Annotated in this window: 22 protein-coding genes and 2 other RNA genes; 15 read left to right on the forward strand and 9 right to left on the reverse strand. The window is 41.7% G+C overall.

Going from position 1 to position 24,496, the window contains the following annotated elements:
- Positions 1 to 114: 114 nt before the first annotated feature.
- Positions 115 to 849, forward strand: a complete 735-nt coding sequence (locus tag HMPREF9331_RS09590) for a hypothetical protein (RefSeq protein ID WP_016420758.1) — start codon at positions 115 to 117, stop codon at positions 847 to 849.
- Between the two features lie 58 nt (positions 850 to 907).
- Here HMPREF9331_RS09590 and HMPREF9331_RS09595 read toward each other — a convergent pair whose 3' ends face one another.
- A complete protein-coding gene (locus HMPREF9331_RS09595) occupies positions 908 to 2,449 on the reverse strand; it encodes an Rne/Rng family ribonuclease (RefSeq protein WP_009640722.1) in 1,542 nt (513 codons plus the stop codon).
- Positions 2,450 to 2,660: 211 nt separating this feature from the next.
- Positions 2,661 to 2,972 carry an HU family DNA-binding protein gene (locus HMPREF9331_RS09600; protein ID WP_009640668.1) on the reverse strand — a complete coding sequence of 104 codons (312 nt, stop codon included), beginning with the start codon at positions 2,970 to 2,972 and terminating at the stop codon, positions 2,661 to 2,663.
- A 348-nt stretch (positions 2,973 to 3,320) separates the two neighbouring features.
- Here HMPREF9331_RS09600 and HMPREF9331_RS09605 point away from each other — a divergent pair, with 348 nt between their 5' ends.
- From HMPREF9331_RS09605 to HMPREF9331_RS09640, 8 genes are all read left to right on the forward strand, one after another.
- The gene (locus tag HMPREF9331_RS09605; RefSeq protein ID WP_009640667.1) at positions 3,321 to 3,815 is read left to right on the forward strand and encodes a lipocalin family protein; all 495 of its coding nucleotides are present in this window, start codon (positions 3,321 to 3,323) and stop codon (positions 3,813 to 3,815) included.
- 10 nt (positions 3,816 to 3,825) lie between these two features.
- Positions 3,826 to 4,521 (forward strand): YiaD family glycine zipper/OmpA-like lipoprotein, encoded by a 696-nt coding sequence (locus tag HMPREF9331_RS09610; RefSeq protein ID WP_009640735.1) that lies wholly within the window; start codon positions 3,826 to 3,828, stop codon positions 4,519 to 4,521.
- Positions 4,522 to 4,646: 125 nt separating this feature from the next.
- The gene (locus tag HMPREF9331_RS09615) at positions 4,647 to 5,600 is read left to right on the forward strand and encodes a phosphoribosylaminoimidazolesuccinocarboxamide synthase (RefSeq protein WP_016420759.1); all 954 of its coding nucleotides are present in this window, start codon (positions 4,647 to 4,649) and stop codon (positions 5,598 to 5,600) included.
- Positions 5,601 to 5,625: 25 nt separating this feature from the next.
- Positions 5,626 to 6,897 (forward strand): phosphoribosylamine--glycine ligase, encoded by a 1,272-nt coding sequence (gene purD, locus HMPREF9331_RS09620; protein WP_016420760.1) that lies wholly within the window; start codon positions 5,626 to 5,628, stop codon positions 6,895 to 6,897.
- A gap of 167 nt (positions 6,898 to 7,064) precedes the next feature.
- Positions 7,065 to 9,461: a TonB-dependent receptor gene (locus tag HMPREF9331_RS09625; protein WP_016420761.1), complete on the forward strand. Its 2,397-nt coding sequence runs from the start codon at positions 7,065 to 7,067 to the stop codon at positions 9,459 to 9,461.
- Between the two features lie 234 nt (positions 9,462 to 9,695).
- Positions 9,696 to 10,442 (forward strand): RNA methyltransferase, encoded by a 747-nt coding sequence (locus HMPREF9331_RS09630; RefSeq protein ID WP_016420762.1) that lies wholly within the window; start codon positions 9,696 to 9,698, stop codon positions 10,440 to 10,442.
- 75 nt (positions 10,443 to 10,517) lie between these two features.
- On the forward strand, positions 10,518 to 10,844 hold the full coding sequence (locus HMPREF9331_RS09635) for a hypothetical protein (protein ID WP_016420763.1): 327 nt from the start codon (positions 10,518 to 10,520) through the stop codon (positions 10,842 to 10,844).
- 132 nt (positions 10,845 to 10,976) lie between these two features.
- On the forward strand, positions 10,977 to 11,348 hold the full coding sequence (locus HMPREF9331_RS09640) for an Imm1 family immunity protein (RefSeq protein WP_234945875.1): 372 nt from the start codon (positions 10,977 to 10,979) through the stop codon (positions 11,346 to 11,348).
- Positions 11,349 to 11,421: 73 nt separating this feature from the next.
- On the opposite strand, the gene rnpB is transcribed toward HMPREF9331_RS09640, so the two are convergent.
- Positions 11,422 to 11,728: RNase P RNA component class A (gene rnpB / locus HMPREF9331_RS12635), an RNA gene on the reverse strand.
- A 57-nt stretch (positions 11,729 to 11,785) separates the two neighbouring features.
- Complete coding sequence (gene ypfJ, locus HMPREF9331_RS09645; RefSeq protein ID WP_016420765.1) at positions 11,786 to 12,646, reverse strand: KPN_02809 family neutral zinc metallopeptidase; 861 nt, start codon at positions 12,644 to 12,646, stop codon at positions 11,786 to 11,788.
- Between the two features lie 182 nt (positions 12,647 to 12,828).
- Between ypfJ and gyrB the strand changes: the two genes are divergently transcribed.
- Both gyrB and HMPREF9331_RS09655 read left to right on the forward strand, forming a co-directional pair.
- The gene (gene gyrB, locus HMPREF9331_RS09650) at positions 12,829 to 14,799 is read left to right on the forward strand and encodes a DNA topoisomerase (ATP-hydrolyzing) subunit B (RefSeq protein WP_040357395.1); all 1,971 of its coding nucleotides are present in this window, start codon (positions 12,829 to 12,831) and stop codon (positions 14,797 to 14,799) included.
- Complete coding sequence (locus tag HMPREF9331_RS09655) at positions 14,792 to 15,208, forward strand: hotdog family protein (protein WP_016420767.1); 417 nt, start codon at positions 14,792 to 14,794, stop codon at positions 15,206 to 15,208. The genes gyrB and HMPREF9331_RS09655 overlap by 8 nt, the downstream gene beginning before the upstream one ends.
- Here HMPREF9331_RS09655 and HMPREF9331_RS09660 read toward each other — a convergent pair whose 3' ends face one another.
- The 3 genes from HMPREF9331_RS09660 to HMPREF9331_RS09670 form a co-directional block, all read right to left on the reverse strand.
- Positions 15,209 to 16,237: a cytochrome-c peroxidase gene (locus tag HMPREF9331_RS09660; RefSeq protein WP_016420768.1), complete on the reverse strand. Its 1,029-nt coding sequence runs from the start codon at positions 16,235 to 16,237 to the stop codon at positions 15,209 to 15,211.
- 87 nt (positions 16,238 to 16,324) lie between these two features.
- A complete protein-coding gene (locus HMPREF9331_RS09665; RefSeq protein WP_016420769.1) occupies positions 16,325 to 17,341 on the reverse strand; it encodes an MbnP family protein in 1,017 nt (338 codons plus the stop codon).
- A 363-nt stretch (positions 17,342 to 17,704) separates the two neighbouring features.
- Positions 17,705 to 18,067: a hypothetical protein gene (locus tag HMPREF9331_RS09670; RefSeq protein ID WP_009640674.1), complete on the reverse strand. Its 363-nt coding sequence runs from the start codon at positions 18,065 to 18,067 to the stop codon at positions 17,705 to 17,707.
- 247 nt (positions 18,068 to 18,314) lie between these two features.
- Here HMPREF9331_RS09670 and HMPREF9331_RS09675 point away from each other — a divergent pair, with 247 nt between their 5' ends.
- From HMPREF9331_RS09675 to HMPREF9331_RS09685, 3 genes are all read left to right on the forward strand, one after another.
- Entirely contained in the window at positions 18,315 to 18,725 is a 411-nt protein-coding gene (locus tag HMPREF9331_RS09675; protein WP_016420770.1) for a hypothetical protein, read from the forward strand.
- Between the two features lie 209 nt (positions 18,726 to 18,934).
- Positions 18,935 to 21,178, forward strand: a complete 2,244-nt coding sequence (locus tag HMPREF9331_RS09680; protein ID WP_016420771.1) for a TonB-dependent receptor — start codon at positions 18,935 to 18,937, stop codon at positions 21,176 to 21,178.
- A 26-nt stretch (positions 21,179 to 21,204) separates the two neighbouring features.
- Positions 21,205 to 21,573 carry a heavy-metal-associated domain-containing protein gene (locus HMPREF9331_RS09685; RefSeq protein ID WP_016420772.1) on the forward strand — a complete coding sequence of 123 codons (369 nt, stop codon included), beginning with the start codon at positions 21,205 to 21,207 and terminating at the stop codon, positions 21,571 to 21,573.
- Positions 21,574 to 21,645: 72 nt separating this feature from the next.
- Here HMPREF9331_RS09685 and HMPREF9331_RS09690 read toward each other — a convergent pair whose 3' ends face one another.
- Together HMPREF9331_RS09690 and ffs are read right to left on the reverse strand one after the other, a co-directional pair.
- A complete protein-coding gene (locus HMPREF9331_RS09690) occupies positions 21,646 to 23,769 on the reverse strand; it encodes a suppressor of fused domain protein (RefSeq protein WP_016420773.1) in 2,124 nt (707 codons plus the stop codon).
- A 53-nt stretch (positions 23,770 to 23,822) separates the two neighbouring features.
- An RNA gene (gene ffs, locus HMPREF9331_RS12855) (signal recognition particle sRNA small type) lies at positions 23,823 to 23,921 on the reverse strand.
- A 149-nt stretch (positions 23,922 to 24,070) separates the two neighbouring features.
- Between ffs and HMPREF9331_RS09695 the strand changes: the two genes are divergently transcribed.
- On the forward strand, positions 24,071 to 24,493 hold the full coding sequence (locus tag HMPREF9331_RS09695) for a nucleoside-diphosphate kinase (protein ID WP_009640703.1): 423 nt from the start codon (positions 24,071 to 24,073) through the stop codon (positions 24,491 to 24,493).
- Positions 24,494 to 24,496: the final 3 nt, after the last annotated feature.

The raw sequence follows: 24,496 nt of genomic DNA on the forward strand, positions 1-24,496 counted from the left end.
TCGAACTCACGTTAGAATACTATCAATATCTTCTATGGGATGGCTTGGATACAACTAATAAATATAGACACAAAAGTCCTTCTGAAAGAGATATAATACTCAAAACAGCAGAATATGAAAAGAATAAAAGAGGCAGTGGTTATTATTAGTTTATTCTGTATAACCATAATAAATGCACAAACAAATGAGAATATAGGTGTTAATAAGGAGATATTAGGTGTCTTAGGAGAGAATTATACAATAGAAAAATACAAAAGTCACCATAATAAAACCTATCTAACACTTCAGGTATTTATAGATAATATTCTTCAAAAAGATCTTTATATTGTTTCCATTAATGGAGATTCTTTTTGGATAAAGAAAAAAGAAAGTACCACTTTTATAGTCTCTCCGAAGCAATCCTATGAGGTAGGGGCTTCTGCATTTGTAACTGGGATATTAAAGATCCCCCATATTATTCCACGAAAAAGAGACTCTTTACTGATCAAGGCTTATCTAAAATCTCCGCCTAAGGTAGTACCCGCTCCCAAATATGGGAAAATAGCTATATTAGGAAAAGACTACTTTATAGATACTTACAAAAGTAAGGATAAGAAAACCTATTTGACCTTTCATGTCTTTGAATATAATACAATCGCAAATTCTTTTCATATAACTATCAATGATGAAGAGGCTGATTTCAAAGAAAGAAAAGAGAGTATCACCTATCTAGTTGAAGCTAAGAAAAATTATGATGTAGAATTTTCAAGTTTTAAAATGCAAGCCCTTAGAATACCTAAAATCCTTCCACAAGAGGGAGACTCTTTAGCTATTAAGACTTATCTAAGTGACCCCATAAAGTATTATTAACCTATAAAAACAGAAAAAAGCAGGCCTCCTAACCGAGTTAGGAGGTCTGCTTATAAAGTTACAGAGGAGTGCCTTCGTTAGTCTTGAAGCGGTATTCCAAATAAGAATAGGCATCTCTGGGGAGAATTTTAATCCATTTTCGGTATTTTAAAAACCATTTGAGGCGTATAGAGAAAAGCCCCTTGGTAAGATAGGCAGCTATAAATGGATGTATATTCAGTGTGATTCTTCCGTTGTAGTTGCTTTGAAAGATGATTTCTTCGAGATCAGTAGTAATGCGATCAATAAGCATAATAGGCGCATCTACCTCTCCTTGTTTGCTAGGATTTTCTTCCTTGGTTTTGATGTTGATTTCTGGGCGTACCCGCTGGCGAGTAATTTGTATCAGTCCGAACTTGCTGGGGGGTAATATCTTATGTTTGGCGCGGTCATCTTTCATCTCTTCTCTTAGGGCATCGAAGAGTTTTTGTCGGTTCTCTCCGCTGCTCATATCTATGAAATCTACCACGATGATACCTCCCATATCTCTCAGTCGCAATTGGCGTGCAATCTCGGTTGCGGCGATCAAATTCACCTCAAAGGCGGTTGTTTCTTGGTTTTCTGCTTTATTAGAATGGTTTCCACTATTGACATCTATCACATGTAGTGCCTCGGTATGTTCTATGACCAAGTAAGCCCCTTTGGTCATGGAAACAGTGCGTCCTAAGCCTGTTTTAATCTGCCTTTCTATATGGAATTTCTCAAAAATAGGGACAGAAGACTTATAGAGTTTTACGATATTGACTTGCTCAGGAGCAATCTCTTGCAGATAATCACGGATTTGTGTATAGAGAGCCTCATTATCTACATGGATACCAGTGAAAGTATTGTCGAACATATCCCTTAGTAGGGCACCTGTTCTATTCATTTCACTAAGAATTTTGGATGGAAAGGAGCCTTGTGGTATCTTCTTGCACATTTGTATCCAGCGTTCGTAGGAATTTTGCAAGTCCCTATCTAAGTCAGCTACCTTTTTATCCTGCGCTACAGTACGTATAATCACCCCAAAACCTTTGGGTTTAATACTCTGAACAATACGTCTTAGACGCTCTTTTTCGGCCTTGTTTTCTATTTTTTGAGAGATAGAAATCCGCTCGGAGAAGGGTACCAGCACTAAGTAACGCCCTGCTATGGAGAGTTCCGAGCTAATCCGTGGCCCCTTGGTGGAAATAGGTTCCTTAACTATTTGTACCAAGATAGGTTGTCCTGCTTTTAGTACCTCCGATATTGCCCCGTTCTTATTAATATCTGGCTCCAACTTGAAGTCCTTCAGTGAATAATCCTTGATCTTCCCTGAAGATACTTCCTTGATAAACTTAAGCAAGGACGAGAGTTGAGGCCCCAAGTCATGATAATGCAAGAAAGCATCCTTTTCGTATCCTACATTCACAAAAGCCGCATTCAGTCCCTGAATAGGCTTGTGAATCTTGGCAAGCATAATATCCCCTACCGAAAGGCGATTGGTATCTTCCTCCTTGTGGAGTTCTACCAAGCGACCATTCTTGAGTAAAGCAAAATCTACATCAGAAGCCCCAGAACGAATAATTAATTCTTTGGTCATTCTGTTATGATTTTAGTATTACAATTTCAGTTAAGATATAATAATATCTTTTTAAATGAACGAAAAAACGAGAAAAAGTAGTTATAAAACTACTTTTTCTTTTTGTGTCGGTTAGCTCTTGCTCTTTTTTTGCGTTTGTGCGTAGCCACTTTATGTCTTTTTCTTTTTTTTCCGCTTGGCATGTTGTTATAAATTAAAAATTAATACTCCGTTATTTCTTTTTGGTGGTTTTTTCTTTTACTTTTACCTTTGTTTTTATTGATTGCACAAATACTTTAGCTGGCTTAAAAGCAGGGATATTATGTGCTGGGATGGTAATGGTCGTGTTTTTAGAAATGTTACGTCCTGTTTTTTCAGCTCTAGCCTTAATAATGAAGCTACCAAAACCTCTGAGGTATACATTATCTCCACTCTCCAAAGATTCCTTTATCCCATCCATAAAGTGCTCTACAATATTCTGCACCTCTGTTTTCTCAACCCCCAATTTCTCAGAGATCTTCGCTACAATTTCTGCTTTTGTCATATTTTTCTTTATTTAAAAGTCAAATTATACAATATATATACCCATAGCTTCATTTGTTATTTGGTAGGTTAAGAAACTACTTAATTTATAGCTATCTTTGGGTTTGTTTTCGGAGTGCAAATATACGAATAAATTACAAACCAACAAGTTAATAAAAAAAATTTTTTTCTCCTGAGATGTATCGCATAGAACGAACAAAATATCATTTTATACAAACAATTGATTATCAGCTAATTGATTTTTATAAAATCATAAAGTACCCCCTAGAAAGTTAAATATCATAAAAAAATTGAAGATTGTATAAAAAAAGTAATACTTTTGCCCCCAGAACATATAATAAGATACATAATGAAAAAAGTATTTTTTTTGCTCATGCTTGCTTTGGGGGTAGTCTCTTGTAAGACACAAGGCACCATTGCCAAGAGTACCCAAGGTACCCGCCAGGCCAACAAAGTAATCAAAGGAGAATGGACACTCTCTTCTGTTACTTATAATGAAAAAGGTAAGTATGAAATCACCTTGCTCAATGATACTTCTAAAGAATGCTTTGAGGGAAGTTATTGGAAATTTGTTCCAAATAACTACCGAGGTATCTACGCTATTAACAAGGCTGGATGTGCAGGAGGCGATCGTCATTTTATCTTTACCGTACAGGAAATGGACAAATCTACTGGGTATTATGACTTTTTGCTCAAACCAACCAACGAAAAGTACCAATCCGATACCAATGCGGGCGTACGCCTACATTTGGCTTATCTCTCTGAAAATGAGATGCGCTGGGAACAAACCGTTCGTGTAGACGGCAAACCTTTCGTTATTACAATGAACTTTACAAAAAATTAAATAATTATCTATGACAAAAGTATTCAAACACATAACTTTATTCCTTGTAGCAGGCTTACTTTTTGTAGGCTGTGAAGCTATTAATAATTCCAATAAAACCCAGCGCGGAGCTGTGATTGGGGCTGCCAGTGGAGCAATTCTTGGGGCGATCCTTGGTAACAACGTAGGTAGTGGTGGCAATAGCGAACTCGGTGCTGTTATCGGTACAGCTGTAGGAGGTGCCGCAGGTGCCATTATCGGAAACCAAATGGACAGACAAGCCAAGAAAATAGAAGAAGAAATCCCTGGTGCTGAAGTAAAACGAGTAGATGATGGTATCGTGGTTACCTTTGATGAAAAAAGTGGGGTTACCTTTGCTTTCAATAAGGCAGACCTTACCGATGAGGCTAAAACCTTGCTCAACAAGATGGTAACTGTTCTTAAGGAATATCCTGATACCAACGTGATTGTAGCAGGACATACTGATAGCAAAGGAAAAGCAGCCTATAACATGGGACTTTCCGAAAGACGTGCCAAAGCAGTTACTAACTTCTTTACTTCTAATGGATTGAATGCTTCTCGCTTTACCACTAAGTGGTTCGGTGCTACCCAACCTGCTTATGACAACGCTACAGAAGAAGGACGCGCTAAGAACCGTCGTGTAAACATTGCTATCGTTCCTAATGAAAAGATGAAGGAAGATGCAAAAAAACAAGCTCAACAGTAAATTTTCATAGTTATTATTGTTTTAGTTATTCTATTTGAAGAGGTGCAGCAATGTACCTCTTTTTTTTGCTCCTAAGCGACTATTTATTAATTTTTATTCGTATATTTGCGCAAAAATACAAACATATGAACAGTATTACCTCAACTGATTTTACTTTTGAAAATCAAAAAGCTGTTTACAAAGGAAAGGTACGCGATGTATATACTATAGGAGACGACCTTCTGGTGATGGTGGCTACCGATAGGCTTTCCGCTTTTGATGTGATTCTGCCTAAGGGTATCCCCTACAAAGGACAGATCCTCAACCAGATAGCCAGTGAGAACTTGGAACTAACAAGGGATATTGTTCCCAATTGGCTGCTGGCAACCCCTGACCCCAATGTATCGGTAGGTCTCTGCTGCGAACCCCTAAAAGTGGAAATGGTCATTCGCGGCTACTTGGCTGGACATGCTGCCCGTGAGTATAAGGCTGGCAAACGCAGCCTCTGTGGCGTGGCTTTACCCGAAGGCTTAGTAGAGAATGCGCCCCTACCCTCCCCTATCATCACTCCTTCTACCAAGGCAGACAATGGCACCCACGACGAGGATATCTCCCGTGAGGACATTCTCAAAAGAGGAATCGTTTCGGCCGAGGACTATGAGCTTATGGAGCGCTATACGTACGCCCTCTTTAAGCGTGGTAGTGAACTAGCTCACAAGAGGGGCCTTATTTTGGTAGATACCAAGTATGAGTTTGGCAAGACCAAAGACGGAGTAGTAGTACTTATCGACGAGGTACATACCCCTGATTCCTCCCGCTATTTCTATGCCGAGGGATATGAAGAGCGCCTAAGAAAAGGGGAACCCCAAAGACAACTCTCCAAGGAGTTCGTTCGCCAATGGCTTATAGAAAATGGCTTCCAAGGTCGTGCAGGCGAGCAAGTGCCTGAAATGACCAATGCCCATGTAAAGGCTATCTCCGAACGCTATATAGAACTCTATGAGCACCTCTTAGGAAAGAAATTCGTTCCGTCCGATACCACGGATATACAAGAGCGCATCTATAAGAATGTAAGCGAGTATTTGCGTAGCTTACTATAATATTTTTACTTAATTTTCTTTTGAAATGAATATACTTCTGTTAGGTTCAGGAGGTAGGGAGCATGCTTTTGCCTACCTACTCTCTCGTAGCCCCCGCTGCAAGCAACTTTATATAGCCCCCGGTAATGCAGGTACTGCCCTTGAAGGAGAAAATGTAGCTATCTCAGCTACTGATTTTTCAAAGATTAAGGAATTCTGTTTAAGCAAACAGATTTCTTTGGTCGTAGTAGGCCCCGAAGAGCCTTTAGTGAAGGGGATTGTAGATTTCTTCGCACAAGATGCGGCACTTTCCAAAATACCCATTGTAGGTCCTTCCCAAAAGGGAGCTACCCTTGAAGGAAGTAAGGAGTTTGCCAAGGAATTCATGCAGCGCCATCATATCCCTACCGCCCGCTATGCGAGTTTTACCAAAGACACTATAGAAGAAGGGTTGCGCTTTTTGGAAAGCATGCAAGCTCCCTATGTTCTAAAAGCCGACGGACTGGCTGCCGGCAAAGGGGTAGTTATCTTGGACAACCTACAAGAAGCCCAGAGCGAGCTTAAGCGTATGCTATTGGAAGAGAAATTTGGCATAGCTAGCCAGAAAGTAGTTATTGAGGAGTTCCTCAAGGGAATAGAACTCAGCTGCTTTGTTCTGACCGATGGGCAGAGCTATAAGATTCTTCCAACCGCTAAGGACTATAAGCGTATAGGCGAAGGGGATACTGGACTCAATACAGGCGGTATGGGTGCGGTTTCTCCTGTACCTTTCGCCAACGAGGCCCTTATGCAAAAAATAGAAGAGCGTATCATAAAACCTACCATAGAAGGGCTTAAAAAGGAGCAAATCACCTATCGTGGTTTTGTCTTTATCGGCCTTATCAAGGTTGGAGATGATCCCTTTGTAATTGAGTACAATGTACGTATGGGTGATCCTGAAACTGAAGTAGTGCTCCCACGGTTACAAACCGACTTGGTTACACTCTTAGAAGCCACTGCCAAGGAACAGCTCAAGGATTGTCCACTCTCTATAGACCCCAGAAGTGCTACCACTGTAATGCTTGTCTCTGGTGGTTATCCAGAGGATTACCAAAAGGGCAAAGTTATCTCTGGTCTTGAAGTACAAAGCGAAAGCCTTATCTTCCATGCGGGTACTTGCTTGAAAGACGGCAAGGTACTTACCGCTGGAGGCCGTGTGCTTGCTGTTACTTCTTTGGCTGATAATTTTAAAGAGGCTCTAAAAAAATCTTACAGCCGAATCGAAAAAATATCTTTTGAAAACATGTATTACCGAAAGGATATCGGAATGGATTTGTAATTTCTTTTTCATAATTATAATATATATTGAAGACTGCCCCTAGAAAGGCAGTCTTTTTATTATTTAGAACCACTAAAAAATATTTCTTGTTTTTTATTTTCGTATGTGAAAAATATTTTTTACCTTTGCCTAAAATTTAAACACCTAATAAAACTAAAATTTTAGACATGAAAACTATTATTTTTCGCATGTTATTTTTCTTTATCCCTGTATTAGCCATAGCCCAACAAGCTACTTTCAAGGGAAAAATCACTGCCGAAGGAAAGCCTATCTTAGGTGCCGATGTAATCCTTCGCAAGGGTAGTGAAGTGAAAGGTACCAGTAGCAAGGCCTCTGGAGAATATTCAGTAAAAGTACCTGCTGGCGAATACAAACTTACGATCTCTTCAGTAGGGTTCAAAACTATCAATCAATCTCTTACACTTGCTGAAGGAGAGACTATCACACAAAATTTTGCCTTGCAAAGAGACTTATTGGAAATTGACCAAGTGGTAGTTACCGCTACGCGTAACATCATTCCTCAGTACAAATCACCTGTGGTAGTGAGCAAGGTTACAGGCCATATATTTGAAACCACTCAATCACTCAGCTTGGCCGAAGGGCTTAACTTTACCCCTGGATTGCGTACTGAAACGAACTGTCAGAATTGCGGTTTTAATCAGTTACGTATCAATGGTTTGGAAGGCTCTTACTCACAAATCTTGATCAATGGCCGTCCTGTATTCTCCTCCTTGGCTGGGGTCTATGGCCTGGAGATGATTCCTGCCAATATGATTGACCGTGTGGAAGTAGTCAGAGGGGCCGGCTCAGCACTCTATGGGGGTAATGCCATAGGAGGTACGGTAAATATCCTCACCAAAGACCCTACACATAATACCTTTATGATAGGCAATAGCCTCTCTCTAATGAAGGACGGAAGCCCTGATAATACACTCTTTGCCAATACTTCGGTTGTGGCTGAGGATTTTGACAAGGGACTAACCCTCTTTGCTTATCAGCGCAACCGAAAGCCTTACGATGCTAACGATGACGGCTATTCCGAAATCACTAAGCTACACAATACCACTTTCGGGGCTGATGCTTTTTGGAATCCTGCAGAAAATAGCAAGATAAAGCTCAACCTGAACAGTATCAACGAGTTTCGCCGTGGAGGAAACAAGTTCGACCTCTTGCCACACCAGTCTGATATTACCGAGCAATTACGCCATCGTATCATGGCTGGAGACCTCTCCTATGAACGATTCTCTGATGATCTTGCCCATAAGTTTTCCCTATACACTTCTGCCCAATATACCGACCGAGATGGCTACTATGGAGGCGGCTTAGGTTACGCAGTCAATAGCAAAGACGAATTTGACGCGCTAGGAGCGGAAGACAAAGAAGACTATTTCAAGGCTTTGGCCAAATATGGTCATACTACCGAGCTAGTGGGCGTAGGGGGCGTTCAATATGCCTACACATTTTCTCCTGAACTAAATCTTTCTTTAGGAAGCGAATATAAGTATGATAAGGTAAATGACAACTATGTAGGCCAAAACCGCGCAGTGGATCAGACTGTACGCACCTATGGCAACTACCTACAAGTGGAATGGAATCCTATAAAAAAGCTAACTCTACTGGGGGGGAGCCGCTATGACTATGTCGATATAAAGGGAGACTACCTTTTTGCTGGAGTAGATAAGAATTCTAATAAGCAGATAAGCAAATTCGTTCCTCGCCTTACTGCTATGTATGATCTAAGTGAAACCCTTAAGCTCCGCGGTTCCTTTGCCCAAGGCTATCGTGCTCCACAGGCTTTTGATGAAGATTTACATACTGAAGTATTGGACGGCGAACCTATCTTTGTAGAATTAGACAAAGACCTTAGCAGCGAAACCTCCAATAGTTATACCGCCTCACTGAACTATACCCAAAGAGAAGGTAATACACAAGCCAACCTGATCTTGGAAGGCTTCTACACCCGTATCAACGACCGTTTTATCAACCAAGATCTTACCGATATAGACAACATTAAGCACAAGCTAAAGACCAATGCCACTGACCAGCTCCATATCATAGGAGCTAATATAGAAGCTAACTTTGCCTTTGGCTCTCAATGGGTATGGCAGACAGGGTTTACCTATCAGCAATCTCGCTTTACCAAGGAACAGACCATTTGGGAGAATGAAGATGCAACTTCTCCTAAAAAAGTTACTTCCGACCGCGTGATGCGCTCCCCTGACCTATATGGTTACACTACTCTATCCTATAACCCTATCGCAGCACTTAAGCTCAGCTACAATGGTGTTTTCACAGGACAGATGTATGTGCCCCATGTAATTGACGCTGAATCTGGCGAGCAAATTCTCGTGAAATCACCCAATTTTTACGAACAAAACCTAAGGGCTGCTTATGCTTTCACGCTGAAAAACAATTACAAACTGGAAGTATTTGCAGGTGTGAAAAATATCTTTGACCAATACCAAAAAGATTTTGACAAGGGCAAAGACCGTGATGCTGACTATATCTACGGGCCACAACACCCACGAACTTTCTTTGTAGGGCTAACATTATCACTGGATTAATTGTCAATTGTTAATTGTCAATTGTCAGACAAACTGACTTCTGACCATTAACTACTGAAAAAGAAAGATTCTTTTACCCAAATATCATTTCTGTAGAAAAAGAGGCACCTTCGGGGTTGCCTCTTTTTTTGATGATTAGGGTGTCTATTCTACTTCTAAGTAATTTTTTCGTCTTTCACTTTTCATTTTTCCCTAAAATATGTATCTTTGCCTTACAATTATCCAGCACCTCCTATGCTAAGCAAAAACCAACTAAAACAAGTACAGAAGCTCTCCCTGAAAAAATACCGAAGTGAGACAGGTCTTTTCGTAGTGGAAGGTAAGAAAGGCATCTTAGAGTTCGTCCAAGCAGGTTATAAGGCCGAAGTTATCTATGCTACTCACACCTTTTCTCCTGCACTATCTAAGCAGCCACTAACCCTCGTAAGTCCAGAGGATCTCCAACGGCTCAGTGCGCTCAAGCACCCCGATGAGGGGGTTGCTATCTTCCACCAACCCAGGCGTAAGGGCATCTTGCAAGAGGGACTTATTTTGGCCTTAGACAATATCCAAGACCCAGGTAATTTAGGCACACTCATTCGCCTATGTGATTGGTTTGGGATAGAGACGCTCTTATGCAGTGAGCAGACAGTGGATTGCTATAACCCCAAGGTCGTACAAGCCTCTATGGGGTCACTCTCCCGGGTGCAGGTGTATTACCTGCCCTTGGCGGGTTTCTTGGTTACTTGTGACTTACCTGTATATGTGGCGACCTTGGAGGGGGAGAACCTCTATACGACTACTTTTCCAGAGGATTGTGTGATTGTCTTAGGCAACGAAGCCAATGGCATTAGCCCAGAGGTTGCTGCCTTGGCCAATGGAGCTATTACCATACCACGCTTTGGCAAGTTACAACAGGCAGAAAGCCTTAATGTCGCTATGGCAGGAGCGATTATAGTGAGTCAGGTAAAAGGTAAAAAGATAGAGAAAGCTATAGACTGACTTGTATATAAGCCTGATATAGAGGGGTTTGACACTAATTTAGTTTCTCAAGAAACACAAAAAAATATTAATAAAATGATACTATTCAAAAAACTCCTGCTCCACGCGCTTAAAATTTTTCCTTTCCTATATAAAATTCAAACAGAACCTCATTATAAAAAATGGAAATTTGTATTGGATTGGGGAGCTCCTTTACTTTTGATATCACTTGCGTTACTTATAGAGAGACCTACCCTCAAGGAGTATTTCTATGGGATGTTCCTCTTTTTAATCCTTTGGGGTTGGGTGTTGTATTTTATGCAGAAAGCAATGAATGAAAGAATCAAAAAAGGATATCAATACTACTTGAAAACGAAAGAGGATATAGAAAGGATAGAAGGAGATTGTCAAAAAAATAATTAGTAATGCGAATCAATAGTTAAAAGTGCTCGTATAATCTAATTCGTTAAGGTTCAATTTATTGTTTCTTAGAAAGTTAATGAATAATAATTTGCTTATGTCGAACTCACGTTAAAATATTGAAGATTAGTAAGAATGATGTACTTAGATGATTTTAGTCAAGAATACCTTGTGGATTCTCTTGAAGAATTAGAAATATTACTACGAAAGCGTTTTTTAGAGGAGGTCATTTTTTTTATTTTAACTTTTAAGGAAAATGGATTTCCTCAGTTATCCGCTTTTGTCAAAAGGAATAAGTGTGTTATTTACTATTTGGATAAAGAGGTACAATATATTAGCAAAGGAGATACTGAAGAAGGTATAGAAGTATTTGTTGAGGATATACATGGAACGGAGGTATTCCTTAGCAAAAACAAAGTGCTCCCTATTGATAAGTTTTACAAAGTAGCACAATCCTTCTTCGAGACACAGGAAAGACCTAATTCTATTGAATGGGAAAAGATATAAAAATTGTTGTAGTAAAAAATGCGAGATTTTTGTAAAATCTCGCATTTTTTATTTTTCACTATCCATTATAAAAAAGTTGGGCAAATCATAAGCCGGATTCTGTGCTTTCCTTTGGGGGAAAGTGCTTATCATTTATCTGGATGGGCTGTTGCCAGACCATTCTAACCGCCTACCCTCCGACATTGAGCGAGCCACTCTTAGTTGTCGGTTTACTTGGCGTTGCACCCTATAGAGTTTACCTGATTTCACTACAGCCGAACTGTACTTGCTTTCTGTTGCACTAGTCCTCGCCTTACGGCGGACGGGCGTTACCCGCTATAGCGCTCTGTGGTGTCCGGACTTTCCTCTACCCAAAGGGTAGCGATAAGCTGATTTACCCAACTTTATTAAGTGAAGAGTGGAAAGTGAAGAGCGAAAAGCTCTTCACTCTTCATTTTTCACTTTACACTATCAAAGGTATTTCCCTGATTGATATCTCCTGTATTATAGCCTTTCATGAACCATTCTACGCGTTGTTTAGAGGTGCCATGGGTGAAGGAATCGGGAACTACTTGCCCTTGCATACGCTTTTGGATGGCATCATCACCTACGGCATTGGCAGCGCTTATGGCCTCATCTATATCATCGGCGTCAAGGTATTGCTTGTCATAGTGTGCCCATACGCCTGCATAGAAATCGGCTTGGAGCTCAAGGGCTACTGAGAGTTTGTTGGCTTCCTTTTGGCTGAGTCCCTGTTGGGCTTGGTGTACTTTTTTGGAGGTACCCAAGAGCGTTTGAACATGGTGCCCTACCTCATGAGCCATAACATAAGCAATAGCGAAATCCCCCCCTTTGGCACCAAAGCGCGTGCGAAGTTCCTCGAAGAAACTCATATCCATATACAGTTTATGATCACCTGGGCAATAGAAAGGCCCTACGGCGCTACTGGCGTTTCCACAGGCAGTCTGTACCGCGTCGGTGAAAAGAACCAAGGTAGGTTTCTGATAAGTTCCTAAGTTATTTTCTGCAAATATTTTCTCCCAAACATCCTCTGTATCAGCCAATACGGTAGCAGTAAAGGCTTTAATTTCCTTTTGTTCTTCGGTAAGGTCAGCCTCATTGGCCACTTGGGTAGTTTGTCCTGCTTGGTTGAACTGTTCCAAGAGGGGAGCTACAGCTTGTCCTGTTTCTCCTCCAAAGAGCTGGAGTAGAACAATTACAATTCCTAATAGACCGCCACCAGCGGCTATTTTTCCTGTGGTACTCACCCCACGGCGGTCTTCCACGTTGTCACTTTGTCGTCTTCCTTGCCACTTCATAATGGTATTTTTTTGGGGGCAAAGATACAACTTTTAATGATTAATGACAAATGATTAATGACTAATGAGAAATATACTTATTAGTGGTTAGCCACGGGTCATTGTTCAAGATTTTCTAAGAAAACATTTGTAAATGACAAAAAAAGATTGTATCTTTGTCCGATTTTTTATTAGCAAAAGTAATGAGCGAACAATTAGACCCAAACAAATATTCGGCAGATAATATCCAGTCCTTAGAGGGGATGGAGCACGTACGCATGCGCCCTTCTATGTATATAGGCGATGTAGGCGTAAGAGGCTTACACCACTTAGTATATGAGGTGGTGGACAACTCCATAGATGAGGCTTTGGCTGGCTATTGCGACACTATATCGGTGATTATCAATCCTGATAATTCAGTAAGTGTAGAGGATAACGGGCGTGGCATCCCTGTGGATATACACAAGAAAGAAGGTGTCTCTGCCCTTGAAGTGGTAATGACCAAGATAGGGGCAGGAGGAAAGTTTGACAAGGGTTCTTACAAAGTATCTGGTGGTCTACATGGGGTTGGGGTATCCGTTGTGAATGCCCTTTCTACGCACTTGACTGCTACTGTATATCGTGATGGAAAGATATGGGAACAAGAATATGAGCGTGGAGTTGCTCTCTATCAGGTCAAAGAAAAAGGCGCTACCGATAAGCGCGGTACTAAAGTTACTTTTCTTCCTGATACGGAGATCTTCCAGCAGACTATAGAGTTCAGTTATGATATCTTGGCCAATCGTATGCGTGAATTGGCTTTCCTAAACAAGGGAATCCGCATCACCCTAACTGACTTGCGCAATAAGAACGAAAAAGGCGAACCCATAAGCCAAGTCTTCTATTCTGAAAAAGGTTTGGAAGAGTTTATCCAATACTTGGATGGCAATCGTACCCCTATCATCAAAAAAATCATTGCTATGGAAGGGGAAAAGAACGATATTCCTGTGGAAGTAGCTATGATCTATAATGATTCCTTCAATGAGAACCTCCATTCGTATGTCAATAATATCAATACACACGAGGGAGGAACCCACTTGCAGGGCTTCCGTATGGGGCTTACCCGTACGCTGAAGAACTATGCTGATAAGTCGGGTCTGCTTGAGAAAGCCAGCAAAGACAAAAAGAATCCTTTGGAAATCTCTGGTGACGACTTCCGCGAAGGGCTTACCGCAATTATCTCGGTGAAGGTAGCCGAACCTCAGTTTGAAGGACAAACTAAAACCAAGCTCGGTAACCGTGAGGTAACCGCAGCAGTGTCTCAGGCAGTATCCGATATGCTAGAGAGTTATCTAGAGGAAAACCCTGAAGATGCCAAAACGATTGTCAATAAAGTAATACTAGCCGCTCAAGCTCGCTTGGCTGCTAAGAAAGCCCGTGAAGCAGTGCAGCGCAAATCGCCTATGGGAGGGGCTGGATTGCCTAACAAATTGGCAGATTGCCAAGACAGAAATCCAGCCAACTGTGAGCTTTTCTTAGTCGAAGGGGATTCTGCGGGGGGTACTGCCAAGCAAGGACGTGATCAGAAGTTCCAAGCCATTTTACCACTAAGAGGTAAGATCCTCAATGTGGAAAAGGCAATGCAACACAGGGTATTTGATAACGAAGAGATTAAGAATATCTATACTGCCCTTGGGGTAACCATAGGTACTGAGGAGGATTCTAAAGCGCTCAATATAAGCAAACTCAGATATCACAAAGTAATTATTATGAGCGATGCCGACGTAGATGGTTCGCACATCGCCACCCTCATTCTTACTTTCTTCTTCCGCTATATGCGTGAGTTGATAGAGGAAGGGCATGTGTATATTGCCACTCCTCCCCTTTACCTACTCAAGCAAGGCAAAAAAGAACAATATGCTTGGTCGGACGAAGAACGCGATACCCTTACCAAGGAGTTCTACGAGCAAGCACAAACCAAAGTGACTGTACAGCGCTACAAAGGTTTGGGAGAGATGAATGCTGATCAGTTGGCTGATACCACTATGAACCCAGCTCACCGTACCCTAAGAAAGGTAAATATAGAAAATGCCGTAGAAGCGGATAGAATCTTCTCTATGCTCATGGGTGATGATGTACCGCCTCGCCGCGAGTTCATTGAGAAAAACGCCAAGTATGCCAATATAGATGCTTAATATACCACCTATTACTCAACTCATACCTCAGCGTGCCCCTATGGTCATGGTGGATACGCTATGGGAATATAGCCCTACCACAGCTGTGGTAGGGCTTACTATCTTGCAGGACAATATATTTGTTCACAAGGGCTGCCTTTCCGCCTCTGGCCTTATAGAACATATGGCACAGAGCACAGCCCTACATAAGGGATACGGCTATTATCTTAATCATCAGCCTGCTCCCATGGGCTATATAGGTGCCATCAAGCATATAGAAATACATAAGCTCCCACCGGTGGGAGCTTGTATAAAAACGTCTATAACAATTCTTCAAGAGTTTATGGATGTTACCTTGGTTCGTATAGAAACCTTCCTTGAGGAGGTATGTATTGCCCAAGGAGAGATGAAAACCGTCTTGGCCAAGTAACTACTCTAGGCCGATAAACTTGGGATCACTTAGGGTCTTCATAAAGGCAATGAGGGCTTCTTTTTCTTGTTCGGTAAGGGGGATTCTCCCGCCGTTATTCTTCAGTATAGGGTCTAAATTGGGATAATCCCTTACACCCCTATCAAAATAATCCAACACCTCTTTAAGCGTTGCAAACTGCCCAAAACTACCATAGGGGGCGGTATATGCTACATTGCGCAAGGAAGGTACCCGAAAGCGATAAAGATCATCTTCACTACCTGTAACACGGCCTCGCCCTGCCTCCTCTACTGTATCGGGGTGTTCAGGAAAGCCTATATTTCTAAAAGATTCATCGGTAAAGAGCGTTCCCTTGTGGCAGGAGGCACATTTGGCCTCAAAAAGGGTATATCCTTGTTGTTCCAAAGGAGTGAAAGTAGCGGTATGGTCACGGGTCACATGGTCATACTTGCTATTGGCCGAGATTAGGGTATACATGAATTGGGCAATACTTCCCAACACTCGCTCAGAGGTGATACGGCTATCCCCATAGGCCTTAGCAAAAGCCTCCTTGTAGTAAGCATCGTCCTTAAGCTTCTTGATAACTTCCAAGAGGGAGGAGTCCATCTCCTCATGGGTAACGATAGGGGTTACAGGTTGTTCTTTAAGATCAACTACCGCCCCATCCCACATATATTGGGTAAGGAAGGCCATATTCTGTATAGGAGGTGTATTGCGAAGGCCTATCCTGCCTGCCACACCCACAGCACGTGGATTTCTATCTCCGTAGGCTTGTCCTCGGATATGGCAGGTAGCACAGGAGATGGAGTTGTCCCGACTAAGGCGTACATCATGGAAGAGTTTGTCGCCTAAGGCTACGCCATACTGGGTAGGGTAAGCCGTCTCTATCAGCGGATTTAGCGGTGGAAAATTAGTAGGAATAGCCAGTGAAAGCCTCGGATTGGTGATTTGTTGAGCTTCTTCTTGGTTGTTTTTGTTGCAGGAAGCCAAGAGAGAGAGTAAAAATATGAAGATTAATATGTTTTTCATAGGAAAAATAAAGTTAGATTTTAAAAAGCCTGTACTCAACTATATTTTAAGTACAGGCTTTAAATAATTAGTATAGTATGAAAGCAATTATTCCACATTAAGAACGGAGAACATACCTGCTTTGTCTAAGGCAGAGCTTTCTGAATTGTCAAAGCCTTTTTGGGCTTTCTGAGGATCATTGATGTCCTTTACAATGATTTTCTTACCTTCAAGGTCTTGGTTACCTCCTATGTTATTAACGAAAGGGAACATATTATTAAGGCTATGCACTACAGGGATTTTTCCATTTAGGGAGATTTTGTTAGTACCATTGATCAGTTTATCAAAATCAGCCTTGATAGTTATCTTGGCAGGAGTTCCTTTTTTAACGGAAAGTGTTTTAAAGTCTAAGGAAACAAAGCGGAAAGCATCTCTATCAATATTAAGAGTTTCATTTTCAATTCCTTTTACTTTTTTGTCATCACCTATGACCTTAGTCCCTTTGAAAGCACTACCTATATGGATAGAGAGTTCTCCATCTGTGATAGCAGGGAGAGGGTTTCCTTCTTTGTCCTTTCCTGGAGTAGGATTGGAGTACCAGCCTTCAAGTTTTACAAAGCGGTAGCCATTAGCCCATTCCCAGTGCATGATTCCCGAATGCTTAAATTCTCCTGTAAGACGGTAGAAGTTAGGAAATTGGGTTTGGAGTTTTAGGTTGTTAAGTTCTTTCTTTACACCCAAGCCAAATTCTATACCTTTGTAGTCTCCCTCTGGAATATCATTAAGCACGGGAGCCAAGGAAGCTGCATCGGCTTGATTGATTAAGAAACCTCCTTTGTCCAAGTCTTCAGTGTGGTAAGGCACTTTAGTACCATCAGCCTTTACAAGGACTACATTGGTAATTACATACTTTACTTCAGAGAATTTGAGGGTTTGTCCGTTGGAAGTGTAGGCTTTGGCTCCTGCTACATCAGTTCCTAAGGTGAGTTTCTCTGCTCCTACATAGTGGTCAAACTGTAGGGTGACCTTTGCTGGAGTTGAATCGTTATTATTGTCTTCTTTACTACATGAAGAGAGTGCGGCCACTGTAGTGATAGCCATGAGGATCGTTTTGATTTTTCTCATTTTTATACGGATTAAATTTTTAAAAATTAAGGTACTTTCGGGGTATGGTCACGCAGCCCCAAAAGACATTAAGGGGAAACTATTAGGTGGTTAAAATGAGAATATAAAAAGAAATACTCATCTCTTATCTCTAAAAAATGAGTATTTCTTGAGAGATATCTTCTTAAATAAATTGTGATTATTTTTATACTAATGTTGGTAGATGGCCTCAGCGCATGACAAGGCTACGAACAAAGATGTGGAAAGGTTTTGTTCTGTGGAAATGTACCCTTATCTAAAGTATAGCAAGGGGCATCCTATTGGGAAACAACATTAGGATAATGCTCTTATGTGGATATAAGAGACTTATAGAAAATGAAGAAATTATGCGATAGGAGGGCGCATTTGCTTTTTTATCACTTTATGAAGAAGCAATTGTTCCTTGAAAAAGAAAGCAGGTAGCTCCTCTGCTACAGGCACTATAGAAGCCTCAAAAGAGAAAGGCTGTACCAATACTATATCTATATCCTTGAGGTTGAGGAGCTTATCGGAAGTCTTAGAGGTATCCTCTATGCTTTTTTTCAAATGACATTTTCCGTGGCAGTCCATTTCTTTCTTGTCTTTATTCACACAATAGGCTTTCTCGATAAAGTCGCGATTGATATGGTAATGCACAATAAGAAGCGTCTGCTGAAAGGCTATCAGCAGTATGAGTAAGGATAAGAAAAAACTTACAGTGCGCTTCACAACGGATTCTTTAGTCTATTATAAGATAGGGCAAAGATACGATTTTTTTTCGGATAAACAAGTCTTGATTTAATTTTTTTAGCAATTAGTTTTTTTAGCTCTTATCAAATGATTATCAATCACTTGTAAACAAAATCTATTCCTCTCAATTACTATTTCTAAAAAAATATTTGTTTTTTCAGCCAAAAGCTGTACCTTTGCCCCGAAAAATTACTTCTATATTCTTTAATACAGCATGAAAACTGTAATGGCAAAAATAGTAGCTTTTGTGATGGCTCTTTGCTTGTTGGCCTTACCGCTAACAAGTGAGGCGGCACCTCATGCTTGCCAAAAACAGTCTCATATGACCCATTGCAAAGCTTCCAAGGCTTGCCATAAGGAGGATGTCCCTGACTGCTGTAAAAAGAAAAATGGAGCAGCCCCTAAGCATGCTTGCTGCCAAGCAGTGCCTATGGCGTCCTATGCAAGATTGGAGAAGACAGAAGTAATCTCTACCTATCAGCTTGTTAAAAAACAAGTACTTCCTACTATTGTTTCACCTTGGGCTGTGGCGCTTGTAGATTTTCCTACAGAAAGAGCGCTTACGTCCTCTTATAACACTACTACGCTACTGCTGGTGAGGAATATCCCTATCCTCTTTCAGCAATTTCTTTGTTAGCTTATCTAAAGATTTTACTTCTTTCAGGTATTGTGGTTTGCTGTCGCTATAATAGGCATGATTAATTGTATCTGCCTAAGAGACTGTAACCTATATGTCTAAGAGGCTATAATCTATGTATTTGTCTAAGACCTAATACCTATGTATTTGTCTAAGACGCAATAAATTGCGTCTCTACCATAGTATTAAAAATCAAAAGAAAACTAACAATGAAAAAATATATATACTTAGCATTCCTTATGCTACCTTTCTCCCTATTGGCACAAACCATGGTGCAAGGGAAAATCTCACTAAAAGACGCCACTAATACCTTTGCCGAAGCGGGGGTGAGTATCTATTGGGAAGATTCTACCATTGGTACTACTACCGATGAGAATGGTCACTTCAAACTATTGTATAAGCCCGAACTCAAGAAATTGGTTATCAGCTATGTAGGTTTTAAAACCAAGGTACTGACCATTACCGATCCAGTGAAATTTGTTACCACTACTCTTTTGGAGGATACCAAAGAGTTGGATGCAGTAGAGGTAACTGCCGCCAAGCGCAAACCTACCGAACGCCTACAACTGAGCACTGTAGGTATGGTCAATATCAACTCAGGTGAACTGCTCAAGGCGGCTTGCTGCAACCTCTCCGATAGCTTTGAGACCAGCTCCAATACAGAAGTAGCTGTAGCCGATGCTGTTACAGGTACTAAGCAAATAAAGATGCTTGGCTTGGCCAGTCCTTATCTGTCTCTTACTCAGGAGAATGTACCTAGCATACGCGGCGCTTCACAGGTGTATGGTATGACCTTTATCCCTGGCTCTTGGGTAGATAACATTCAGATTATCAAGGGAGCAGGGAGTGTCATCAATGGCTACGAAAGCATCGCAGGACAGATAAACACCGAATTGGTCAAACCAATACTCGATACACCTATCTACCTAAATGTATATGGCAGTGATGACGGCCGTTTTGAGCTTAACAATCACCTCAATACTAAGGTGAGTGATCATTGGCACACAGGCCTTTACATACATGGTAATGCCCGCAATATGCAGATGGACAACAATGGCGATGGCTTTATGGACATACCCACAGGCAGCCAAATCAACCTGATGAACCGTTGGCAGTATGCCAATCCCAATACAGGCTGGATGTCCAACCTCTCCCTACATTACCTCTATGATGATCGCAAGGCTGGACAACTCAGCAGCATAACTACCCCTTCCCTTTGGCAGAGTACCAATAAGATTCACCAACTCAACGCCTCTGCTAAGCTCGGTTATATATGGGAGGATATGCCTTACCAGAGTTTGGGCTTTCAGGCCGACTATAAACAGTATGACCAAGATAGTCATTTCGGGCTTAACCAATATGATATCTCCCAGAAGACCATCTATGTAAATGCACTCTTTAAGTCTATCATCTCCAATACCAATCATACCTTTACCACTGGAGTTAATAGTATTACTGATGTGATAGAAGAACGCTTAGGTACCGCTTCTCTTTCTGGGGATTATAACCGTACAGACTTCTCCGCAGGAGCTTTCTTCGAGTATAGTCTTTCGGCAGGAGACAGCTTCGGGCTTACCGCAGGGGCAAGGGCTGACTACCACAATCGTATGGGCGCCTTCATCACCCCTCGTTTCCACTTGCGCTATATGCCTTGGAAGAAGGGAACTCTACGTCTTGCAGTAGGTCGTGGAGAGCGCTTGGCGAGTATATTTTCAGAAAATCAAAAACTCTTCTCTACCGCCAGAGCTATACGCCTTATGGGCACTGACGCTAATAAGACCTATGGACTTTCCCCTGAGATTGCTTGGAACTATGGGCTTTCCTTTACCCAATACTTACCCTTGGGAGGTAGAGACTTAGAGCTAGTGGGCGACCTATATTATACCAATTTTACCAATCAGGTAGTGGTAGATTGGGACAACCCTAGAGAGGTGTCTTTCTATAATCTTGCGGGTAAGAGCTTTTCTACCAATTTCCAAGTAGAAGCCAACTATGAAATCCTTAAGCGTACCCACCTAAAGGTAGCCTATAAGTGGTTTGATGTGCAAACAGACTACAGCAGTGGCCGACGTACTCAGCCCCTCCAACCCAAAGAGCGCTGGATGGTCAATCTCTCTTATGAAACCACACCACATGAGGGACGCCAATGGAAGTTTGATACTACTTTCAACGCCATAGGTAGCCAACGCCTACCCGATACCTCTGCCAATCCATTGGCTTATCAAATGGGAGATACCGCGCCTAGTTATACCTCTACCCAAGCACAGCTCACCCGTGTCTTTTCCCCTATGATAGAGGCCTATGTAGGAGCAGAAAACCTATTTAATTACTATCAAAAACACGCTATCATAGCCGCTGATGCACCTTTTGGCACTTATTTTGATGCTTCTATGGTCTATGCACCTGTGCAAGGACGTATGATCTATGCAGGATTGCGCTTTAAACTGAAATAAAACAACTTAATATATTTATATTTATCATGAAAAGATTTATACTTTTGGCTCTCTTAGCCCTTGCTTTGCCTGTAGTAGCGCAGCGTAAAAATGCAAAAGCACAACTCAATGTAGAAGGTATCTGTAATTCCTGTAAGGCTCGTATAGAAAAAGCAGCCTTGGGAGTAAAGGGTGTCAAGTACGCCCAGTGGAATGTAGATACACACCAGCTATCCCTTGTCCTAGACGAGAGCAAGGCCTCTACCCAACAGGTACAGGAGGCCATTGCCAAGGTCGGCCACTCCAATAGCCTTCCCGATGGTTCTAGTAAGGTAGAAGCCACCGAAGAAGACTATAACAAGGTAAGCGACTGCTGCAAGTACCGCGATGAAGAGGTAGTGAAGAGTCATCACTAAACCTATAGGCATAAGAAAAAAGGCTGTTCCCACTTGGAGACAGCCTTTTTCCATTATTTAAAAATCAATCTATTAAGAGCCACAATTAATAAAGAGCACTGGTGTACCATCTTCCTCATAGCCTTCTATATCAAAACCTTCAAAGAAGATATGATCTCCTAAATCCTTATTGGCTAAGGTGTTATGTATCAGCCAAAGCAGCTCTAAAGCACCAAAGGACGCGCCATCTCCTGAAAAGAGTTCAGAGACGATAAGAGCTTGGTAGAGACCATTGGCATCGGGTTCGCCTTCTAAGAGATGCTCGTTGGCAAGTATCTCAAAATCATGGAGTTCGCGCTTGCTCTTGATCCATGCCTCATACATGATCTTCACCTTAGGCGTTTTGAATATGGTACCAAAAGGATTGAAGTTGTTTAGACTATTTTCCATATCAGAATTATAGTCCTTGACAGCCTCCCAGAAAATCATCAGCCCTGGGAAGTGTTCTTGGGTAAATGCCCAATACACTTGGTCTAAAAGGCTTGTATTCTGCATAGGAGCATAGTCCTGGCATACATTAGGACGATTGACATCTACCACAGGAGGGTAAGGGATATCCTTCTCAGAGAAAAGTTCCAAGAGGGCAGAGCTATCATTCTCAAGCTTGTACAACATCTCTTGCTCGTATAGGGGCACTATGGTGTAGAAATTTACCTCTTTGCCTGTAGGGAGTTTCGCTATAGCTTCCTCCCCTTGCTTGTCATCAGTACCGATAAGAAGCATACAGGTAAACTTTGTCCCTTCCAAAGGCTCTCCCGTAGGTACGGTATGCCCCCAAGCCAAGAAAGTATCTTGTTCTATAGGTAGGCGAGAGAGGATTTTAAGCCAACGTATAGGCCAATAATCTTTCTCCTCTTCACTCTTGATGTTCCAAGTGGCTGGTAGGTGAATGACCATTTCTGCAAAAGGACTGCCTGAGAAGTCTTCAGGGATATTCATATGATAAGCCCCCATACCTCCTGTAACCAAAGTGTAGTAATTACGCTCTGGAGTAGGTTTTACAATATAGATATCACAGTGAATATCAGGGGAGACCAACTCGTGGAATACCTCGTCAAACTCACCTATATTTTCCTTGATATAAGTCTCCAAGGCCTCACGTTCCTGCTCGTCATAGTAAGCTGGTTCAAAGTTGCTAGAGAGGAACTCTATGGCATCCTTCTGCTCTGAGTAGGCCATACGTCCTGTTTCTATACCTTCTATAGTGGCCGATAGCCATTGGAAAAGTCCTGCAAAAACAAAAGACACATCGTACTCCTCTAAATTCTCATGAGGGGTTACCCCTATGAGTTGCCCGAAGATACCATCCTCATCATTATCAAAATCAAAGCACAAGTAGCTATCCTTTTCTCCCTCTATATGCTGCATCATAAAAGGCACCCATTTGCGGTTAAAGAGCTGATTCTTCACCTCTCCTTCGTCAACGAACTCTTCCTCTGGGATTTGTTTGGTCTGCCAATCTCCTCCAAAGTGGTTCTCTAAGAAAGCGACGATATTTCTTTGGGCTTCTTCTATTTGGTCAAGATTTAAAAAGCGCTGTCCTACTCCAAAGAAAGGCCCATCACCCTGTTGCCCGCTAAAGGTTCTATGTAGCTGCTTGAACTCCTCAGGCAGCTCAAAACCTAAGCGCTGTTCGAAGCGCTCTATCTGCTGCTCTGTAGCGGGAGCACCTAGGCGTGATGCCATTGGGGGGGCATATTCCTTAAGGGTTTTTACAAAGTCCTCCAAGATATATTCCACCTCACCACGGCCACCCTTGACCGCCTCACGAAGTGAGATGCCTTTCTCATCGGCCAAGGCTATATAGTGTAGCAATTCTTGTGTACCAGAAAGTGAAGGGGCACGTTCTAAGTATTTGCGGGCATTGTCTATATCATTGAGATAGAAGTAAGAATAGCCAATACGGTAATTCCAACTTTCGGTATCTCCTATTTCTTCCTCCAGATATTTGAACACCTCCACCGCACGGCGCAAGTATTTTTCGTTCTCCTCAGAGGGATCTAACCAATACAAATTATTATAGGCACGTCCTAACTCACTGAGTACTTCAGTGGTTTTACTCTCATCGGGGAGCTTCTCTATGAAATCGATGATGGCCTGTATATGGTCATCTTCGTTCCATTTGTCTATTTTTTTTAGGATTTGTTGCTCTGTCATAATTTTTATTTATTTATCTATGAAGTAGTTATGATAAAGTATAGGCAAAAAAAAAGTGGCAAGCTACCTACATCGCACCGCTACAACCTTATACCTTTGCTGCGTTCCCACCCTGGAGGATTCTAAGGGAGCTGGTCGTGTAGGACTTGCCGAGTGCAAAGGTACAAAAAAATTTATAACTTCCAACTCCTATCACGAATTTTTTTTGTACTTTTACACAAAAATTTTCACCCCTTGCTCTTCTATTCAAAAACAGATTAGCAAAACACTGAAATACAGCAACTTATTTAATCTTTACCTTATGATAACCAACCAAACATTCACCATGATTAAGCCCAATGCCGTAGAAAAAGGGCATACAGGAGCTATTATTGACCAAATTATTAAAGGAGGCTATCGCATTTTAGCCCTCAAATATGTTTGGCTAAGCCAAAGAGAAGCTGAAGCGTTCTATGAAGTGCACAAGGAACGTCCCTTCTTTGGGGAGTTGGTCGCTTTCATGTCGCGCAGTCCTATTGTCGCCATAGCTTTGGAAAAGGACAATGCTGTGGAAGCCTTCCGCACCTTCATCGGAGCTACCGATCCTGCCAAGGCTGAAGCAGGCACTATTCGTGCCAAATACGGGGAAAGCGTAGGAGAAAATGCCATACATGGCTCCGACTCCAACGAAAACGCCCAAAGAGAAATAGCATTTTTCTTTTCTGGACGCGAGATATATAAGTGAAAA

This window comes from Capnocytophaga granulosa ATCC 51502, assembly GCF_000411115.1.
GTDB lineage: Bacteria > Bacteroidota > Bacteroidia > Flavobacteriales > Flavobacteriaceae > Capnocytophaga > Capnocytophaga granulosa.

Excerpts from the sequence above, each read along its gene's own strand:
- HMPREF9331_RS09590 (WP_016420758.1), top strand. The coding sequence starts at position 115 with ATGAAAAGAATAAAAGAGGCAGTGGTTATTATTAGTTTATTCTGTATA.
- HMPREF9331_RS09595 (WP_009640722.1), bottom strand. The coding sequence starts at position 2,449 with ATGACCAAAGAATTAATTATTCGTTCTGGGGCTTCTGATGTAGATTTT.
- HMPREF9331_RS09600 (WP_009640668.1), bottom strand. The coding sequence starts at position 2,972 with ATGACAAAAGCAGAAATTGTAGCGAAGATCTCTGAGAAATTGGGGGTT.
- HMPREF9331_RS09605 (WP_009640667.1), top strand. The coding sequence starts at position 3,321 with ATGAAAAAAGTATTTTTTTTGCTCATGCTTGCTTTGGGGGTAGTCTCT.
- HMPREF9331_RS09610 (WP_009640735.1), top strand. The coding sequence starts at position 3,826 with ATGACAAAAGTATTCAAACACATAACTTTATTCCTTGTAGCAGGCTTA.
- HMPREF9331_RS09615 (WP_016420759.1), top strand. The coding sequence starts at position 4,647 with ATGAACAGTATTACCTCAACTGATTTTACTTTTGAAAATCAAAAAGCT.
- purD (WP_016420760.1), top strand. The coding sequence starts at position 5,626 with ATGAATATACTTCTGTTAGGTTCAGGAGGTAGGGAGCATGCTTTTGCC.
- HMPREF9331_RS09625 (WP_016420761.1), top strand. The coding sequence starts at position 7,065 with ATGAAAACTATTATTTTTCGCATGTTATTTTTCTTTATCCCTGTATTA.
- HMPREF9331_RS09630 (WP_016420762.1), top strand. The coding sequence starts at position 9,696 with ATGCTAAGCAAAAACCAACTAAAACAAGTACAGAAGCTCTCCCTGAAA.
- HMPREF9331_RS09635 (WP_016420763.1), top strand. The coding sequence starts at position 10,518 with ATGATACTATTCAAAAAACTCCTGCTCCACGCGCTTAAAATTTTTCCT.
- HMPREF9331_RS09640 (WP_234945875.1), top strand. The coding sequence starts at position 10,977 with ATGATGTACTTAGATGATTTTAGTCAAGAATACCTTGTGGATTCTCTT.
- ypfJ (WP_016420765.1), bottom strand. The coding sequence starts at position 12,646 with ATGAAGTGGCAAGGAAGACGACAAAGTGACAACGTGGAAGACCGCCGT.
- gyrB (WP_040357395.1), top strand. The coding sequence starts at position 12,829 with ATGAGCGAACAATTAGACCCAAACAAATATTCGGCAGATAATATCCAG.
- HMPREF9331_RS09655 (WP_016420767.1), top strand. The coding sequence starts at position 14,792 with ATGCTTAATATACCACCTATTACTCAACTCATACCTCAGCGTGCCCCT.
- HMPREF9331_RS09660 (WP_016420768.1), bottom strand. The coding sequence starts at position 16,237 with ATGAAAAACATATTAATCTTCATATTTTTACTCTCTCTCTTGGCTTCC.
- HMPREF9331_RS09665 (WP_016420769.1), bottom strand. The coding sequence starts at position 17,341 with ATGAGAAAAATCAAAACGATCCTCATGGCTATCACTACAGTGGCCGCA.
- HMPREF9331_RS09675 (WP_016420770.1), top strand. The coding sequence starts at position 18,315 with ATGGCAAAAATAGTAGCTTTTGTGATGGCTCTTTGCTTGTTGGCCTTA.
- HMPREF9331_RS09680 (WP_016420771.1), top strand. The coding sequence starts at position 18,935 with ATGAAAAAATATATATACTTAGCATTCCTTATGCTACCTTTCTCCCTA.
- HMPREF9331_RS09685 (WP_016420772.1), top strand. The coding sequence starts at position 21,205 with ATGAAAAGATTTATACTTTTGGCTCTCTTAGCCCTTGCTTTGCCTGTA.
- HMPREF9331_RS09690 (WP_016420773.1), bottom strand. The coding sequence starts at position 23,769 with ATGACAGAGCAACAAATCCTAAAAAAAATAGACAAATGGAACGAAGAT.
- HMPREF9331_RS09695 (WP_009640703.1), top strand. The coding sequence starts at position 24,071 with ATGATAACCAACCAAACATTCACCATGATTAAGCCCAATGCCGTAGAA.